We start from the raw sequence: 14,335 nt of genomic DNA on the forward strand, positions 1-14,335 counted from the left end.
TTGCGCGAGCCAGCGGCTCGGAAGCGAAGCTCCGCAGGGCCTTCCCTGCGGCGCGGGCAAACCCGCGTCCCGTGCGCATGGCACGGGGACACTTCGTTGGCGATCCACTGGCGTGCCTGCCGGGCCGCAAGGCCGGGCGTGCATGCCAGCACGTGGGTTCCGCGTGTGTCCCGAGGTCCCGCAGGCTCAGGGGCGGAAGAAACTCAGCGGCGCTGTGCGCAGACGGCGGCGGATGGCCGAATAGATGCGCGAGCGGTCGACTCCGCTGACATTGTGTGCCCTCATCGCAACGCGGAATGCCAGATAAAAGCTGACAGTGACATTCAACGCGCCATTGACCGGCAGTAGGGCAACCGCCCACCAGAAGATGTTGGAGTGCAGCACCTGCCAGCCCAGGGCCGCCATGGCGGCACCGATCTGGCCGGCCGACAGCGTGACGTGGCGCACCTCCAGCCCCAGGCCGAAGAAGGCCGCGAACGCGGGCACCAGGCCCAGCATCATGCCCAGCGAGACGTTGGCGGCAAAGCCCGAAATGTTCTTGCGCCAGAAATGCGCCCAGCGGTCGGCGCGCCTGGCGCCCAGCCAGCGCGTGATGCCGGGGTTGTAGCGGATCACCGAATCCAGCCGGCGCAGCACGAACCAGTTCTCGGCCCAGCCCGCGATCAGGCTGCTGGCGAACAGCAGCACGCCCGTGAAGGCCGCGAACAGCGGCGACAGGCCCAGCAGGCTCAGCGAGTCGAGCACCGCAATCGCATGCGGCCCGTCGATGGGCGTGTGGCCGAACAGCTGGGCATAGCCCAGCGACAACAGCAGCACCATGGGCAGCACCACCAGCACGTTGCCCAGCACGGCCGCCACCTGCGAGCGCACCAGGTGGGCGACCTCGTCCACGAACTCCTCGATGGCCTCGCTGGCGCGCAGGTCCTTGAGCTTGGCGGCCATGGCCGGTGCCGTCATGGCCGGCTGCTTGGTCGCCACCGTGAAGTGCAGCAGCTGGATCAGCACAAAGCTGATGGAGTAGTTGATGCCCGCCGCCAGCCCGCCCCAGAACGCCGACAGCCCCAGCGCGTAGAGCGCGAACTTCAGCAGCGTGGTGAAGGCCATCACAAAGCCGCCGCCAGCGGCCTTGGTCGCCATGGACAGGTATTCGCGGCCGGTGCGCGTGATGTAGTGCTCGCCCGTCTCGGCGCTGCGCTCGGCCACCTTGGCCGCCAGCAGCGAGGTGTTGGTGGACAGCAGCGCGCGCAGGCTGCGCCGCTCAATGCCCACGGACACCAGGTTGGCCAGCAGGTCGGCCGTCTCGGTGGCGCGGTTGTCGGCCACCAGGCAGTCCAGCAGCCGCCTGACGCGCAGGATGCGCGCGCGCAGCTGGCGCAGGCGGAACACCAGGCCCACCGAGATCCCTTCGGACTCGAAATGGGTGTAGACCGATGTCACGGCCGCGCGGCAGGCATCCAGGCGCTCGCGCAGCCGGGCCTCGGCCGCATCGCGCCGGTCATTGGTGCGCAGCGCGTGCATCACCTCCACGCGCAGGCTTTCGGCGTCGTGGATCAGGGCGTGGAAGGGCTGGTCGTCGCGCGCCTGCTCGTCCATGCGCAGGCGCAGTTCGGGCGAGAAGCCCGTGGACAGGATCTGCCCGGTGCAATAGGTGATGGAGCCCAGCAGGCTGTTCTGCCAGAAGCTGCTGCCCTGGCCCTCGCTGCCGTCGGTCAGCAGCAGTGCGATGCGTTCGAGCAGCGGCGCTTCCAGCGCGTGCAGCCAGCGCGCGTCGAATTCGTCGGGCATGGCCAGCATGAACAGCTCGGAGGCATCCACCGTCTCGGGCGTGCTGGGCAGCAGCTTGTAGCGTGCGCGCTCGGACAGCTCGCTGAACATGTTGGTGCGCGGCGCAAAGCCGAAATCGGCCAGCAGCGCCGTGATGTCCACGGTGTCGATGAAGCGCAGCCACCAGGCATGCAGGCGCTGGCGCACGGCTGGGTCGGCCTCCACGGCCTCCACCAGCAACTGCACACGCTGCACGGCGCCGTCCACCGACGGCTTGGGCGCGCGCACCCACTCCAGCAGGTGGATCAGCCAGATATGGCGGTGCGCGAGGTCGGCCTCGGGGTTGAGTGCGGCCAGAAGGCCGGGCAGGTCTTGGGTGATTCGCTTCATGGATGGGTGGTGCGGCAGGGCAGGAGACTAGCGCGCCGCCCGATGGCCGCGCTCAGTGCAGTACGCGGTTGTCAGGGTCCGGAAAGCTGTCGCCGCCGGCACCGGATTTCAGCTGGAATCGCGGAATGCTGCACTCGAAGACCTCGCCCTCGTGGCTGATGCACAGATAGCTGCCCTGCATGCTGCCGTTGGGCGTGCGCAGCTGGCAGCCGCTGGTGTACTCGAAGGTCTCGCCGGGCTGCAGCAGCGGCTGGCGGCCGATCACCCCCAGGCCCTTGACCTCTTCGACGTGGCCCAGCTCGTTGGTGATGATCCAGTGGCGCGCGATCAACTGGCCCGGCACCTGGCCGGTATTGGTCACGGTGATCGTGTAGGAGAAGGCGTATACGCCCGCTGCTGGAGCGGACTGCTCTGGCAAAAAGGCGGGGCGGACCTGGACCTGAAACTCGTTCATGGGCATGGTGGCAATGGTAACTGCGTAGCTGCAGCGGCATTCAAACGTCCCCACGGCGGCCCCGGCTGACTATTTCATGACGTTTGATGTCGGGATGGGCATGCTGCGACAATCGCCTCCCATGAGCCCCACCTACCGCATCGCCCCCTCCATCCTGTCCGCCGACTTCGCCCGTCTGGGTGACGAGGTCAAGAATGTGATTGCCTCTGGCGCCGACTGGATCCACTTCGACGTGATGGACAACCACTACGTGCCCAATCTCACCTTCGGCCCCATGATCTGCGAGGCCCTGAAGCCCCATGCCAGGACGCCTGACGGCCAGCCCGTGACCATTGACGTGCACCTGATGGTCGAGCCCGTGGACGAACTGGCCACGGCCTTCGCCAAGGCCGGCGCCGACTACATCAGCTTCCACCCTGACGCATCCACCCATGTGCATCGCAGCATCCAGAACATCCGTGCCCAGGGCGCCAAGCCCGGCCTGGTGTTCAATCCGGCCGCATCGCTGGACGTGCTGGACTGGGTGATCGACGACATCGACCTGATCCTGCTGATGAGCGTCAACCCGGGTTTCGGCGGCCAGAGCTTCATCGACAGCACGCTGCGCAAGATCGAGCTGGCCCGCAAGCGCATCGAGGCCAGCGGCCGGGACATCCGCCTGGAGGTGGACGGTGGCATCAAGGAAACCAACATCCGCCGCGTGGCCGACGCGGGCGCCGACACCTTCGTGGCCGGCAGTGCCATCTTCGGCAAGCCGGACTACAAGGCGGTGATCGATGCCATGCGCAGCGCCCTGGCTGCCTGAACGACGCTGCAGCCACGGACAAGGACCCGCAATATGCGGGTCCCCTTTCCCTGGAGCGAGGCCCCTTCAGCCGCCCCGCTCATGTTCGCCGGGCGTGATATAGACGGCGCGGCCCTGCGTATCGAAACCAGCCGGCGCGAAATTCGACACCGCCACGCGGTTGTGCTGAATGGAGCTGAGTCTCCACGCGAATGTCTGGCCCTGGCTCGTGAAATTCACGGTTTCACCGCAAACGATGTTGATCGGCCCTTTCTGGGATAAATCGACGGTGCGATAATTTCCTGCAGGTGCGGGCGATCCGTAATAGGATTTTCCATTCGGGAAGGTATTGGCTTGGGCCTGCGATGCAACCAGGGTGATTGCTGCAATACCCAGGGTGAATAGGGATTTCATTGTATTTTCCTCCGGTGTGGCGGCATCTCCGTGAGGATTTGCCATGGACTGGATCCAGTCCATGGTCATGACTATATGGTTCGGTGTCTGGATATATCCGGGCTGCCAGATGACATATTCGTCATGATTTCCTAGGAGTCGAGGGAGTCCTCAGAAGCTGTGGCGCATGCCGAATTCGGTACCTGTGGAACTGCCGCCTGCAGCCAGTCCGGCCGCGCCGCCATTGAGGCTGAAATTGGCCCCGCCCTTGTTGGTCACGCGTGCCAGCGTGCCGTACAGCGCCGTGCGCCGCGACAGGTTGTGGACATAGCCGATGGCATACCGGTTGGCATCGCTGCCGTTGAAGGCGGCCGGGCCGCTGCGTGAATCGGTGCGCACATAGGAGGCTCGGATGTAGTTGGCACCCACGGGTACGGTCAGGCCGATCTGCCAGCGGTCCTCGGCGCCCGCAATGCGGCCTCCGTAGGTGCCGTAGGGCAGGTCCTCGCGCTGGAAATATCCCATCAGCCGGGCGAATCCGAAGTCGTAGGATGCGCCGGCGCCATATTGCTCGAGCTTGGCTCCCGCGGCATTGACTTCGGTCGTGCCATAGGTCAGTGCCAGGTTCAGCGGGCCGTTGTCGTAGGCCAGGCGGGCGCCGACATGGCGACCGACCTTGCTGACCGGGTCTTCATCCAGCGCATACATCACCTCGCCCTGGAAGCCGCTCCATTTGGGCGTGAAGTACTGGATGGCGTTGTCGCTGCGGTAGTAGTTCGAGAAGGTGCCGGGCATGCGGCTGATGAGGTTGGAATTGGCCAGGCCGATCACGTTGAACGGGTCGAACTTGGTGGGATTCTGGGCGGCCGGCGTGAAATCGCGGCCCAGGCGCAGCTCGCCGAAGCCGCCCGCCAGGCTCACCGTGGAGCGGCGCTGGAAGAACTTGCCACTGGCGTGTGTTGTGCCGGTGTCGGCATAGATGTCTGACTCCAGCCAGAACTCGGCCCGCAACCCGCCGCCCAGATCCTCGGTGCCGCGAAAGCCAAACCGGCCCGATGACAGCCCGCTGTTGTTCATGGTCGTGTTGCTGGGCAGATCGCTGTTTTTCACGTAGCGCCCGTTGACGTCAACGATGCCGAACAGGGTGATGGATGACTGCGCGCTGGCCGCCAGCGAAATGACGGGCAATGCGGCCGCCAATATACGATTGAATTTCATGCCTGGTCCTTGTATTGAATGTGGATTCCATGGGCATCCATTGCCAAACGGATGCTGTTGTAAATACTAGAATTCACAGGCCGGCGCCAGGAGCCTTGAAAAGGAATCGACGGGGGGTGGCAAGCCAATCACAGGTTTTTTTGGCTCAATATGTTCCGTCCAGCCAACACCGATGGATCGCAATTCCATTCATGGCAGGTATCTTTCTTCAATATGTCTTGAATGTCACTTTTCTGTTGGGTAGATGGGTTCTGAAGATTGCTAGCATCCCGTGGGGTGAATCCGGTAAAGAAGAAAAAAATTAATTCGTATCGGGTTGTTGATACGACTGTGAGCGGGTATCGAAAGGTATTAGGGGGGCAGGAAAATGCGGCGCGAGGATGTCAAGCTGAGGATGCTGGCCAGGCGAGGTGACACGGGAGCCAGGCTTCAGCTCGGGGAGGCCTATCTGACTGGGGGGCCAGGCATTTCCAGGAGCATCCCGGTGGGGCTGGAGTATCTGCAGGCCGCACTGCCTCAGGCCAGGCGCCAGGCCTCGGTCTGCATAGCCCTGCATCTGCCGCTCAGGGAGTTGCTGGAGCACGGGCTGCTGGAGACCCTGAGGATCGCGGCGGAGTATGAGGATGTCGGGCGCCAGAAGCTTGCCGCATGGCATCTCATCCGGGGGGAGCTGGATCTGGCTCTGGAATGCCTGGGCAAGTGCAGCGCCTCCCTGCCAAGCCATCTGGCAAGCAGCGTGTCTGCGCACACATCCGGCGAGCTGTTGCAGGCGTTGCAGATCCTGCGCGCCATACAGCCGCTGGACATTGCCGAAGTCATGGCCTGCGAGGCCCGGCAGGCCATGGCCATGGGCCAGTCGCACCGCGCCGTGCGGATGCTGGAGCTACTGTGCGACCTGCCTCATGCCGCCCCTGGCCCGGTCATACAGCAGCTGATTGCCGACCTGGTCCACCAGGCGGAGGTGGCGGGCCATGACCTGGGACGGCTGACCGTGGGCTGGATCGAAGCCAGCCTGGACCGATGTGCCGCCAATGGCGACGTGCGCGCCTGCCACATGCTTGGACGGGCGCTCTCGGGGCTGCCCTGTACACACCTGGCTCCCGAAAACCTCGTGAATGCGCAGAACCTGCGCAAGGCCGCAGCCCTGCTGCTGCGCGCTGCCGATGGCGGCATCGTCATCGCCTGGCTGCACCTGTTCCGCATCTGCTCCGACTACCGCAGCTCGGTGGCCAATCCCACCCTGGCACGCTTTTGCCTGGAGAAGGCGGCACGTCACGGGCTGCCCGAGGCCGAGCGCCGTCTGGGGGCTCTGGTGCTGCGTGATGCCACGCACATCGAACCCATGGAACAGGGCGTGGCCCTGCTCCATGCTGCAGCGGCCAAGGGGGACGTGCTGGCCGGGTTGCTGCTGCGTTCATTGCTGCTGCCCGTGGGCGGCGACAACGAGGAGGAGGCCCTCGCGGCCATCGAGGCCGTACAGCCGGATGCCCCGCTGCTGGCCATGCGCCTGCGCCTGGCGCGAGTGTTCGGGCTCACCAAGCTGGAGGCGCTGTCGGTCAATCCCTCGACCGCCATGCGTCCCTGGGGGCTGGTGGTGGGCCACAACCCCCTGGTGGCGAAGGCCCGGCTGTGCGAGCCCCGTGCCGTGCCCGCGACCACGCCCGATGCCCAGCGCTGCCTGGAGCAGGCCGCGTCCATGTTCTCGGCGCAGCAGGGGGAATCCCTGGTCCCGGAAGGCTCGCTGAGGGCCCGATCCCTGCAGATGCGGCGGCTGTTTCACCGCCTGCAGATCAGTGAAACGGTCTTCTTCGCTTCTGCCTCCTCACAGCAGCGCGATGCCATTCGCGTTGGCACGAAATGGGCCAGGCAGCAGCAGCAGATCCTCCGGCAGGTGCTGGCCTGAGCCTCGCCTGTGCCCGCGTGTGAAGGAAAAGACATGAAGATCCTGATCGTGGATTCCCACCCGCCGTCGGCGCAGTACCTGTGCCAGGGCCTGTGCCAGGACGGATTCAACGTGGATGTCGTGCACGACGGTCTGCAGGGCCGCAACCTGGCACTGAGCCGTGCCTACAGCCTGCTCGTGCTGGATCTGGACCTGCCTGGCCAGAGCGGGCGTGCGGTCCTGCAGGCCCTGCGCCAGGCGGGCGACACGCCCACCATCGTGGTCACCGCAAACGACAGTCTGGAGGACCAGGTGTTCTGCCTGCAGAACGGTGCCGATGACTACCTGGTCAAACCCGTCAGGTTGCCGGTGTTCCTGGCCCGTGCACGGCTGCGGATGCGAGGCTCCGCCGGCCAGGAGGGTCTGCGCCTGACATTGGCGGATCTGGTGCTGGACCTGTCGAAAAAGCGGGTCGAGCGTGCCGGCCGGCGACTGGACCTGACCCGCCAGGAATTCGCCGTGCTGTGGCTGCTGCTGCAGCGCCAGGGCGATGTGGTCTCGCGCGCCGAGTTGGTGGAGCAGGTCTGGAGCCTGCCCGTGGATGCCTTGAACAACGCCGTGGACGTGGCGGTGTGCAGGCTGCGCAGCAAGCTCGATGATCCCTATGCGGTCAAGCTGCTGCACACGGTGCGCGGCATGGGCTACTTGCTGGCGTTGCGCGACGGGGATTCCGCCAAGCAGCCCTGATCTGCCCTGCTCTGCTCTGGTGTGCCCGCCGCCACAACGCCGGGCATTCAGCCCAGCCACTGGCGGATGCGCCCCGCCAGCGCCTGGGCGCTGATGCCGTAGCGCTCATGCAGCGTGGGCAGGGCGCCCGCTATCGAGGAAGGCGTCCGGCAGGCCCGCCGGCCGAAAGCGCGCGGGCCGCACATCGCGCTCCAGCAGGGCGCCGGCCACGGCCTCGCCCAGGGCCGCGTAGAAGACGATGGCGTAGTGGCCTTGCGAGAGCAGGATGCGGTCGCGGCCCTCCCACTCGGGCACCAGGCGTTCGACGATGTTCATGGACGGCTCCCTGCACTTCCTGCGCACCCAGCATCGCCAGCCTCTGGCTCATGCCCCGGCTGCGGGACTTTGCACGGGCCTGCCCGCACCGATCAGCAGCCCTGCCGCCAGAGCCCGGACTGAGTTGGCCGCCGGCGCCGGAAAAGGGCAGAACGGATATTCCTGCATCGATTGCGAAAAACCTGCGATGCAATTTCTCTATGAATGAGCCAGTGTGCGGCAAATGGTTTTATTGCCCCTGTTTTCGGCGAATGAAGACGTGATTGCCCGCAGGGATTGGCAATAATTCGGGACAGCCATACACACAGGGAGTGCCACGCTGAAATGGCCAAATCAGCAAGACGCCGATTTATCGGACTGATCACGGTGAGCTACGGGTTGCTCGCATTCGGCTGGATCGTTCTGTCCGACAAGCTGTTGTTCGCATTGGCAGGGAGTGCGGATATCGGCTGGCTTTCCGTCGTCAAAGGGCTGTTCTTTGTGCTGGCCACGGACTTCCTGCTGTTCTTCGCGCTGTGCTCGGTGCCGGCCGGGCAGAACATCGGCGCCTCCGCCATCGCACAGGAAATGGGGCCGCGCCGTTTTCCGGTCTGGGCCTCCTATCTGTTTGCCCTGGCCATGAGCCTGGCCGTGCTGGCCGCCAGCAGCACGCTGGCCAGCCAGTTCGGTGAACGCTCGCTGCTGCTGCTGTTCATGCTGCCCGTGCTGGTCAGCGCGCTGATCGGCGGCCTGGGGCCGGGCCTGCTGGCCACGGCCTTTGCGGCCTACAGCCTGGACCAGACCGACGGCGTCGCCGTGCGTGACTGGGCGCAATGGGGGGTGGTGGCCGTCAACGGCCTGGCCGTGAGCGTGCTGGCCGAGACGCTGCAGCGCTCCCTGCGCAAGGCCAACATGCAGCGGCAACTGCTCGACTCGGTGATCTCGGGCACATCGGACGCGGTGTTCGTCAAGGACTTGCGCGGACGCTACTTGCTGGTCAACCGGGCCGCCGCCAGCGTGGTGGGACGGCAGGCCGAGGACATCGTGGGCAAGGACGACTTCGCGCTCTTTCCCTTCGGCGTCGCCAGTGACATCCGCAGGAAGGACCGGGATGTGCTGTGCCAGGAGGTGGCCACGCATGAAGAGCAACTGACGGTGGAGCCCGGCAGGACGCTGGACTTCCTGGTCACCAAGGGCCCGGTGCGCAACACCGCAGGCCACATCGCAGGCCTGTTCGGCATCTCCCGTGACATTACCGAGCGCAAGCGCTTCGAGCGCGAACTGGCCCAGGCCGCCGTGGTGTTCGACAGCAGCCACCAGGGCATCATGGTGGTCGATCCGGCGCGGCGCATCACGCGCGTCAATCCGGCCTTCACCCGCATCACCGGCTATGCGCCCGAGGACGTGATCGGCAAGACGCCGCGCATGCTGTCCTCGGGCCTGCACGGGCCGGAGTTCTACCGGCAGATCTGGGCCTGCATCGCGCGCGACGGCTTCTGGCACGGTGAAATCTGGAACCGCCGCAAAACGGGCGAGATCTTCGCCGAAATGCTGTCCATCTCCGCCGCGCAAGGCGCCGGCGGCGAGATCGAGCACTACATCGGCGTCTTCACCGACATCAGCCACATCAAGGCCCACGAGGCCGAGCTCGAGCGCGTCACCCACTACGACCTGCTGACCGGCCTGCCCAACCGCCGCCTGCTGATCGACCGGCTCAACCAGGCCATGCTGCGCACGGCGCGCGAGGGCCGCTCCCTGGCCGTGTGCTTTCTGGACCTGGACGGCTTCAAGGAAATCAACGACCTGTACGGCGCGGCCGCAGGCGATGCCCTGCTGGTGGGCGTGGCCGCGCACCTCAAGAGTGTGCTGCGCTCCGAGGACACGCTGGCGCGGCTCGGTGGCGACGAGTTCGTGCTGCTGCTGTCGCACATCGGCTCGGCCGAGCACTGCACCACCATCCTCGACCGGGTGCTGGAGGCGGCCAGCCGTCCCGTGCCCGTGCAGGACCGGGTGCTGTCCGTGACCGCCAGCCTGGGCGTCAGCCTCTACCCCGACGACCAGGCCGACCCCGACCTGCTGCTGCGCCATGCCGACCAGGCGATGTGCGTGGCCAAGCAGGCCGGGCGCAACCGCTACCAGCTGTTCGATCCGGAAAACGACCGCAAGGCCCATGCGCGCCGCCTGCAGCTGGGCTGGCTGCGCCAGGCGCTGGAGCAGGGTGAATTCCTGCTGCACTACCAGCCCAAGGTGGAGCTGGGCGGCGGCAAGCTGGTGGGCGCCGAGGCCCTGCTGCGCTGGCACGACCCGCGGCAGGGCCTGCGCGCACCGGGCGAGTTCCTGCCCTTCGTCGCGGGCAGCGATCTGGAGCGGCCGCTGGGCGACTGGGTCATAGGCGAGGCCGTGGCCCAGGCGGCCCGCTGGTTCGGCGAGGGCCTGGACCTGTGCGTGAGCATCAACGTCAGCGCCAACCAGTTGCTGGACGGCGGCTTCCACGCCACGATGGCCCAGGTGCTGGCCCGCCACCCGGAACTGCCGCCGCATCTGATCGAGCTGGAAATCCTGGAAAGCGCCGCCATTGCCGATATGCAGCAGGCCATCCAGGTGATGGGCCAGTGCCGGCAGCTGGGCATACGCTTTGCGCTGGACGACTTCGGCACCGGCTACTCCTCGCTCACCTACCTGCGCAAGCTGCCCGTGCAGTCGCTCAAGATCGACCAGAGCTTTGTGCGTGACATGCTGGCCGACCCGGATGACCTCGGGATTGTCGAAGGCGTGATCCAGCTGGCCAGCACCTTCCAGCTCGAGTCCGTGGCCGAAGGCGTGGAAACCCCCAGGCATGCGCGCCGCCTGCGCGACATGGGCTGCCACGTGGCCCAGGGCTACGGCATTGCCCGGCCCATGCCCGCCGACCAGCTGCCCGCCTGGGCCGCGCGCTGGGGGGCCGGGGACAACTGGCTGGCGCATGGGCGGCATATGCCGTCCGAGGCCTGAGCCTCACATCCCGGCGCCGGTGCCGGCTATGTCAACTCGGCTGGACGGGTTTCCATGGCATTGCGGGTGGGCAAGGTGATGCAGAACATGGCACCGCCTGCGGGGCCGTTGCTGGCGACGATGGTGCCGTCCATGGTGTCGATGATCTTGCGGCAGATGGCCAGGCCCAGGCCCGTTCCACCCGAGCCGTTCTTGGTCTTGCTGGACTGCACGAAGGGCTGGAAGATCTTGTCCAGTTCCTGCGGCGGAATGCCCGGCCCCTGGTCGGAGATGGCGATGCAGATGTCGCCCCGTCCGTCGATGCGGCCCTGCACATCGATGCGCCCGCCAATGGGCGAGAACTTGATGGCGTTGGCCAGCACATTGCGCACCACCTGCTGGAAGCGCACGGGGTCGGCCTTGGCGATCAGCGGCGCCTCGTCGAGCTCCAGCCGCAGGTCGATGAGCTTTTGCTGCTGCTGCGGCTCCAGCTCGCGCACCACGGGCCGGATCAGGCTCCTGAGGTCGGTGCGTTCCAGGTGGATGGTTCCCACGGCGCTTTCCAGCTTGGCGACATCCAGCAGGTCATTGACCAGGGCCAGCATGCGCTGGCCGGCTGCATGGATATCGTTGAACATGTCGGCCATGGCGGCATTGCCGCGCGAGCGCAGGCCACCCAGTTCGGCAAAGCCCATGATGGACTGCAGCGGGGTGCGCAGCTCATGGCTCATGTTGGCGACGAACTCCGATTTCACGCGGAAGGCCTCTTCGGCCGCGTCGCGGGCTTCGCGGGTGGCATGCTCGGCCGCGCGGAATTCGCTCACGTCCACAAAGATGCTGAGCACGCCGGTGATCCGGCCCTGGGCATCCTTGACTGCCGCCTTGGAGATCTGCACGTCGCGGTAGCTGCCGTCCACATGGGGCAGCCGGGCCTCCAGCACCATGCGCTGGCCCGAGCGCAGCACGACCTGGTTGCTGCGCATCTGCAGCAGGGCATCGTCGAGCGAGTGCAGGCCCTTGATCTCGTGGCCGAGCACGGCATAGCGGCCGCGGCCGAAGAAGTCCTCCCAGGCCTTGTTGACCAGGGCCACGCGCTGGTCCGCGTCGGTGACCAGCATGGGCAGGGGCGTGGTCTCGAACAGCAGGTGCTGGAAGGCCAGCTGGGTCTGCAGCTCCTGCTGGGCCTTCCAGCGGGCGGTCACGTCCACGGCGCTGCCGGCAAAGCCCACCAGCCGGCCATCGCGCAGCAGGGGCACCACGGCGATGTCGCACAGTATCTCCCTGTCGTCGGGAAGGCGAAAGCGCGCCTGGCAGTTGCGCAGTGCCAGCTTGGCCAGGGGGTCGAGCAGTGCCTGGATCTGAGGCCTGCAGGCTTCATGCACGATGCCCTCCAGCGGCTGCCCTACCGCCTCGACGCTGGGCTGTCCGGTCCATTGCTCCCAGCGGGCGTTCACGAAGGTCAGCCGGCCGTTGCTGTCGGTTCGGAAGATGAGTTCCTGCACGCTGCGCATGAGCACAGCCATCTCATGCTCGCTGCGAGCGATGCGCGCCTGGGCCTTTTCCATGGCCTGCTGTGCCGACCTCTGGACCCTGCGGGTCTTGAGCACCGACGCGCTCAGGCCCAACACAAGGGCAAGAAGTGCAAGTCCGGCCCCGAAGAAGGCGAAGGCATCGTCACGCCAGCGCGCGATCACCTCCGAGTAAGGTTCCTCCACGACCAGCAGCAGGGGCCAGTTGCGGACCGTGCGAAAGGACACGATCTCATGGGGGCCGAGCAGGCCGGCGCCAATGTAGGAGCCGAATTCGCTGCCTGGCAGCCATTTCTGGAAGATGGGGGTCTGCCGTGCAGAGGCCGTTTGAACGCCCCCGCCTGCGTTCGTGCTGGCCAGCGGCTGGCCGTCGTAGCTCAGCAGCACGGCCTCATAGCTGAGGGCCTCCAGCGTGGTCTGGTAGAAGTTGGCCACGGCGTCGGGATTGATCAGGGCCACCAGCACGGCGGGTGCGCCGTCGTCGTGCTCGAAGGCCAGGACCTGGGGCAGATAGTGGACGCCCCGCGGTGTCGCATGCGGGGCCGATGCCAGGGAGGAGAGACTGCGGCCGGTGACCAGGCGTCCCAGCTGGACCTTGCCCAGGACCGGGGCAGATGCCTTGTCAGGCAGCAGCTTCTGCACCTCGATCTGCAGACCGGTCTCGCCCGCTTGCGTGCTCGCCAGGATGCGTCCTTCGCCATCGAGCAGCGCCATGCTGCGCAGAACCGGCAACTGGGCGACAACTTGCGCCATGGCCGCCTCGCGCGCATCGCGCGGGCTAGCGGCGGACTGGATGACCGGATTGTGGGCCAGGCTTGCCAGGGCGACTTCGCCGGTCTCGAAGGTCTTCCCCGTCTGATCTTCAAGTACCCGAGCCAGCAACGCTGCCTGGGCGTTGCTCTGGTCGGCCTCGGCGTGCAGCTGACTCCAGACAAAGAGCACCAAACCTGACAGCACGCACAGAGCAAATGTCAGTACCAATACCTTGAGGTGGGCGCTGCGCCTGGCCTCCAGAAAATGATGTGCGGCCGTTTGTTTGGACATGATGAAAATGCTCCATCGGTCGTATCAAGGCGCGACGATGGCGCTCAACCCATTGTTGCGCGAAGCCCTGGTCAGGCGCCCGTCGCGCTTGATGTCGGAGACGAACTGGTCCAGGCGAGCGAGCCACCGGGCGTCGGCCGGACTGGTCGCGTAGCCGTAGGGAAGCACATGGAAGGGCTTGGGCGGCGCGATCAGATGGGCCCAGTCGGAGCTGTCGAGCAGCCTGCGGCTGTAGGGATAGTCGGTCATGAACACGTCCACGCGCCCCGCCATGAGTTCTTTTTCCCGGCTCTGGGGTGGCTCGATGGGCACGAGGCGCGCATGTCTGAGCGTCTCGCGCATCACGGGCTCCATGAAGGTGCCGCGCTGCACGGCCACCTGTACGCCAGGCTGGTCGATGTCCGCCCAGGATTGCACGGTCTGATTGCTCTTGGTGGTCACACCGTAGATGTCGCTGCTCAGATACGGCTGCGTGAAGCGCAGCTGCTTTTGGCGCTGGGGAAGTATGCCCACGGCGAACATGGCGACATCGCAGCGCGACTCCAGCAGGTCAGGTATCAGCCTGGGAAAGGAGGAGTCCACATACTGCACCCGCACGCCCAGATCCTTGGCCAGCTCCACCGAGAGCTCCGCATCGATGCCCGTCAGCCTGCCTGTGCGCGCGTCGCGGAAGGTGATGCCGTAGTAGTCAGGCCATATGCACACACGTATGGCACCCGTGGATGCAATCCGGTCCAGCACCTCGCCGGCCCCGGCAGAACCGGACCATTGCGCAAGCGAGAGCAGCAATCCGGCAAAGGCTGCCAGGCGGGCTGGCGCGCGCCGTTGAGGCGGTGCGCCGAAACAGGTCGATGATGGACGCATGG

At 66.0% G+C, this 14,335-nt stretch carries 11 protein-coding genes and 1 pseudogene; 5 read left to right on the plus strand and 7 right to left on the minus strand.

The genetic code is table 11. The features are described from left to right. Window positions 1-186: 186 nt before the first annotated feature. Both A9976_RS21635 and apaG read right to left on the minus strand, forming a co-directional pair. Window positions 187-2,154 (minus strand): site-specific recombinase, encoded by a 1,968-nt coding sequence (locus tag A9976_RS21635; protein WP_183020711.1) that lies wholly within the window; start codon window positions 2,152-2,154, stop codon window positions 187-189. A gap of 52 nt (window positions 2,155-2,206) precedes the next feature. Continuing rightward, window positions 2,207-2,614 (minus strand): Co2+/Mg2+ efflux protein ApaG, encoded by a 408-nt coding sequence (gene apaG / locus A9976_RS21640; RefSeq protein ID WP_183020712.1) that lies wholly within the window; start codon window positions 2,612-2,614, stop codon window positions 2,207-2,209. Window positions 2,615-2,729: 115 nt separating this feature from the next. Here apaG and rpe point away from each other — a divergent pair, with 115 nt between their 5' ends. Beyond that, on the plus strand, window positions 2,730-3,413 hold the full coding sequence (rpe, locus tag A9976_RS21645) for a ribulose-phosphate 3-epimerase (protein WP_183020713.1): 684 nt from the start codon (window positions 2,730-2,732) through the stop codon (window positions 3,411-3,413). A 66-nt stretch (window positions 3,414-3,479) separates the two neighbouring features. On the opposite strand, the gene A9976_RS21650 is transcribed toward rpe, so the two are convergent. Together A9976_RS21650 and A9976_RS21655 are read right to left on the minus strand one after the other, a co-directional pair. After that, on the minus strand, window positions 3,480-3,869 hold the full coding sequence (locus tag A9976_RS21650; protein ID WP_232245677.1) for a CzcE family metal-binding protein: 390 nt from the start codon (window positions 3,867-3,869) through the stop codon (window positions 3,480-3,482). Between the two features lie 87 nt (window positions 3,870-3,956). Further along, window positions 3,957-5,003 (minus strand): porin, encoded by a 1,047-nt coding sequence (locus A9976_RS21655; RefSeq protein WP_183020714.1) that lies wholly within the window; start codon window positions 5,001-5,003, stop codon window positions 3,957-3,959. Between the two features lie 484 nt (window positions 5,004-5,487). Here A9976_RS21655 and A9976_RS21660 point away from each other — a divergent pair, with 484 nt between their 5' ends. Beyond that, the gene (locus A9976_RS21660) at window positions 5,488-6,906 is read left to right on the plus strand and encodes a hypothetical protein (protein WP_232245676.1); all 1,419 of its coding nucleotides are present in this window, start codon (window positions 5,488-5,490) and stop codon (window positions 6,904-6,906) included. 33 nt (window positions 6,907-6,939) lie between these two features. Further along, entirely contained in the window at window positions 6,940-7,632 is a 693-nt protein-coding gene (locus A9976_RS21665; RefSeq protein WP_183020716.1) for a winged helix-turn-helix domain-containing protein, read from the plus strand. A gap of 47 nt (window positions 7,633-7,679) precedes the next feature. Here A9976_RS21665 and A9976_RS31915 read toward each other — a convergent pair. Next, window positions 7,680-7,860: pseudogene (locus tag A9976_RS31915) on the minus strand (transketolase family protein); the annotation flags it as partial. Window positions 7,861-7,945: 85 nt separating this feature from the next. Between A9976_RS31915 and A9976_RS21675 the strand changes: the two are divergent. Then, on the plus strand, window positions 7,946-8,155 hold the full coding sequence (locus A9976_RS21675; protein ID WP_183020717.1) for a hypothetical protein: 210 nt from the start codon (window positions 7,946-7,948) through the stop codon (window positions 8,153-8,155). A gap of 158 nt (window positions 8,156-8,313) precedes the next feature. Continuing rightward, window positions 8,314-10,917: a bifunctional diguanylate cyclase/phosphodiesterase gene (locus tag A9976_RS21680; protein WP_183020718.1), complete on the plus strand. Its 2,604-nt coding sequence runs from the start codon at window positions 8,314-8,316 to the stop codon at window positions 10,915-10,917. Between the two features lie 26 nt (window positions 10,918-10,943). Here the strand turns inward: A9976_RS21680 and A9976_RS21685 are convergent, their stop codons facing one another. Both A9976_RS21685 and A9976_RS21690 read right to left on the minus strand, forming a co-directional pair. Continuing rightward, complete coding sequence (locus A9976_RS21685) at window positions 10,944-13,469, minus strand: ATP-binding protein (protein ID WP_183020719.1); 2,526 nt, start codon at window positions 13,467-13,469, stop codon at window positions 10,944-10,946. A 24-nt stretch (window positions 13,470-13,493) separates the two neighbouring features. Continuing rightward, window positions 13,494-14,333 carry an ABC transporter substrate-binding protein gene (locus A9976_RS21690; protein WP_183020720.1) on the minus strand — a complete coding sequence of 280 codons (840 nt, stop codon included), beginning with the start codon at window positions 14,331-14,333 and terminating at the stop codon, window positions 13,494-13,496. Window positions 14,334-14,335 lie beyond the last annotated feature (2 nt).

The organism is Delftia sp. UME58 (genome assembly GCF_014170385.1).
Lineage (GTDB): Bacteria > Pseudomonadota > Gammaproteobacteria > Burkholderiales > Burkholderiaceae_C > Comamonas > Comamonas acidovorans.

What these genes read in the sequence shown, in the direction of transcription:
- A9976_RS21635 (WP_183020711.1), bottom strand. Translation starts at nt 2,154, where the DNA reads ATGAAGCGAATCACCCAAGACCTGCCCGGCCTTCTGGCCGCACTCAAC.
- apaG (WP_183020712.1), bottom strand. Translation starts at nt 2,614, where the DNA reads ATGCCCATGAACGAGTTTCAGGTCCAGGTCCGCCCCGCCTTTTTGCCA.
- rpe (WP_183020713.1), top strand. Translation starts at nt 2,730, where the DNA reads ATGAGCCCCACCTACCGCATCGCCCCCTCCATCCTGTCCGCCGACTTC.
- A9976_RS21650 (WP_232245677.1), bottom strand. Translation starts at nt 3,869, where the DNA reads ATGGACTGGATCCAGTCCATGGCAAATCCTCACGGAGATGCCGCCACA.
- A9976_RS21655 (WP_183020714.1), bottom strand. Translation starts at nt 5,003, where the DNA reads ATGAAATTCAATCGTATATTGGCGGCCGCATTGCCCGTCATTTCGCTG.
- A9976_RS21665 (WP_183020716.1), top strand. Translation starts at nt 6,940, where the DNA reads ATGAAGATCCTGATCGTGGATTCCCACCCGCCGTCGGCGCAGTACCTG.
- A9976_RS21675 (WP_183020717.1), top strand. Translation starts at nt 7,946, where the DNA reads ATGGACGGCTCCCTGCACTTCCTGCGCACCCAGCATCGCCAGCCTCTG.
- A9976_RS21685 (WP_183020719.1), bottom strand. Translation starts at nt 13,469, where the DNA reads ATGTCCAAACAAACGGCCGCACATCATTTTCTGGAGGCCAGGCGCAGC.
- A9976_RS21690 (WP_183020720.1), bottom strand. Translation starts at nt 14,333, where the DNA reads ATGCGTCCATCATCGACCTGTTTCGGCGCACCGCCTCAACGGCGCGCG.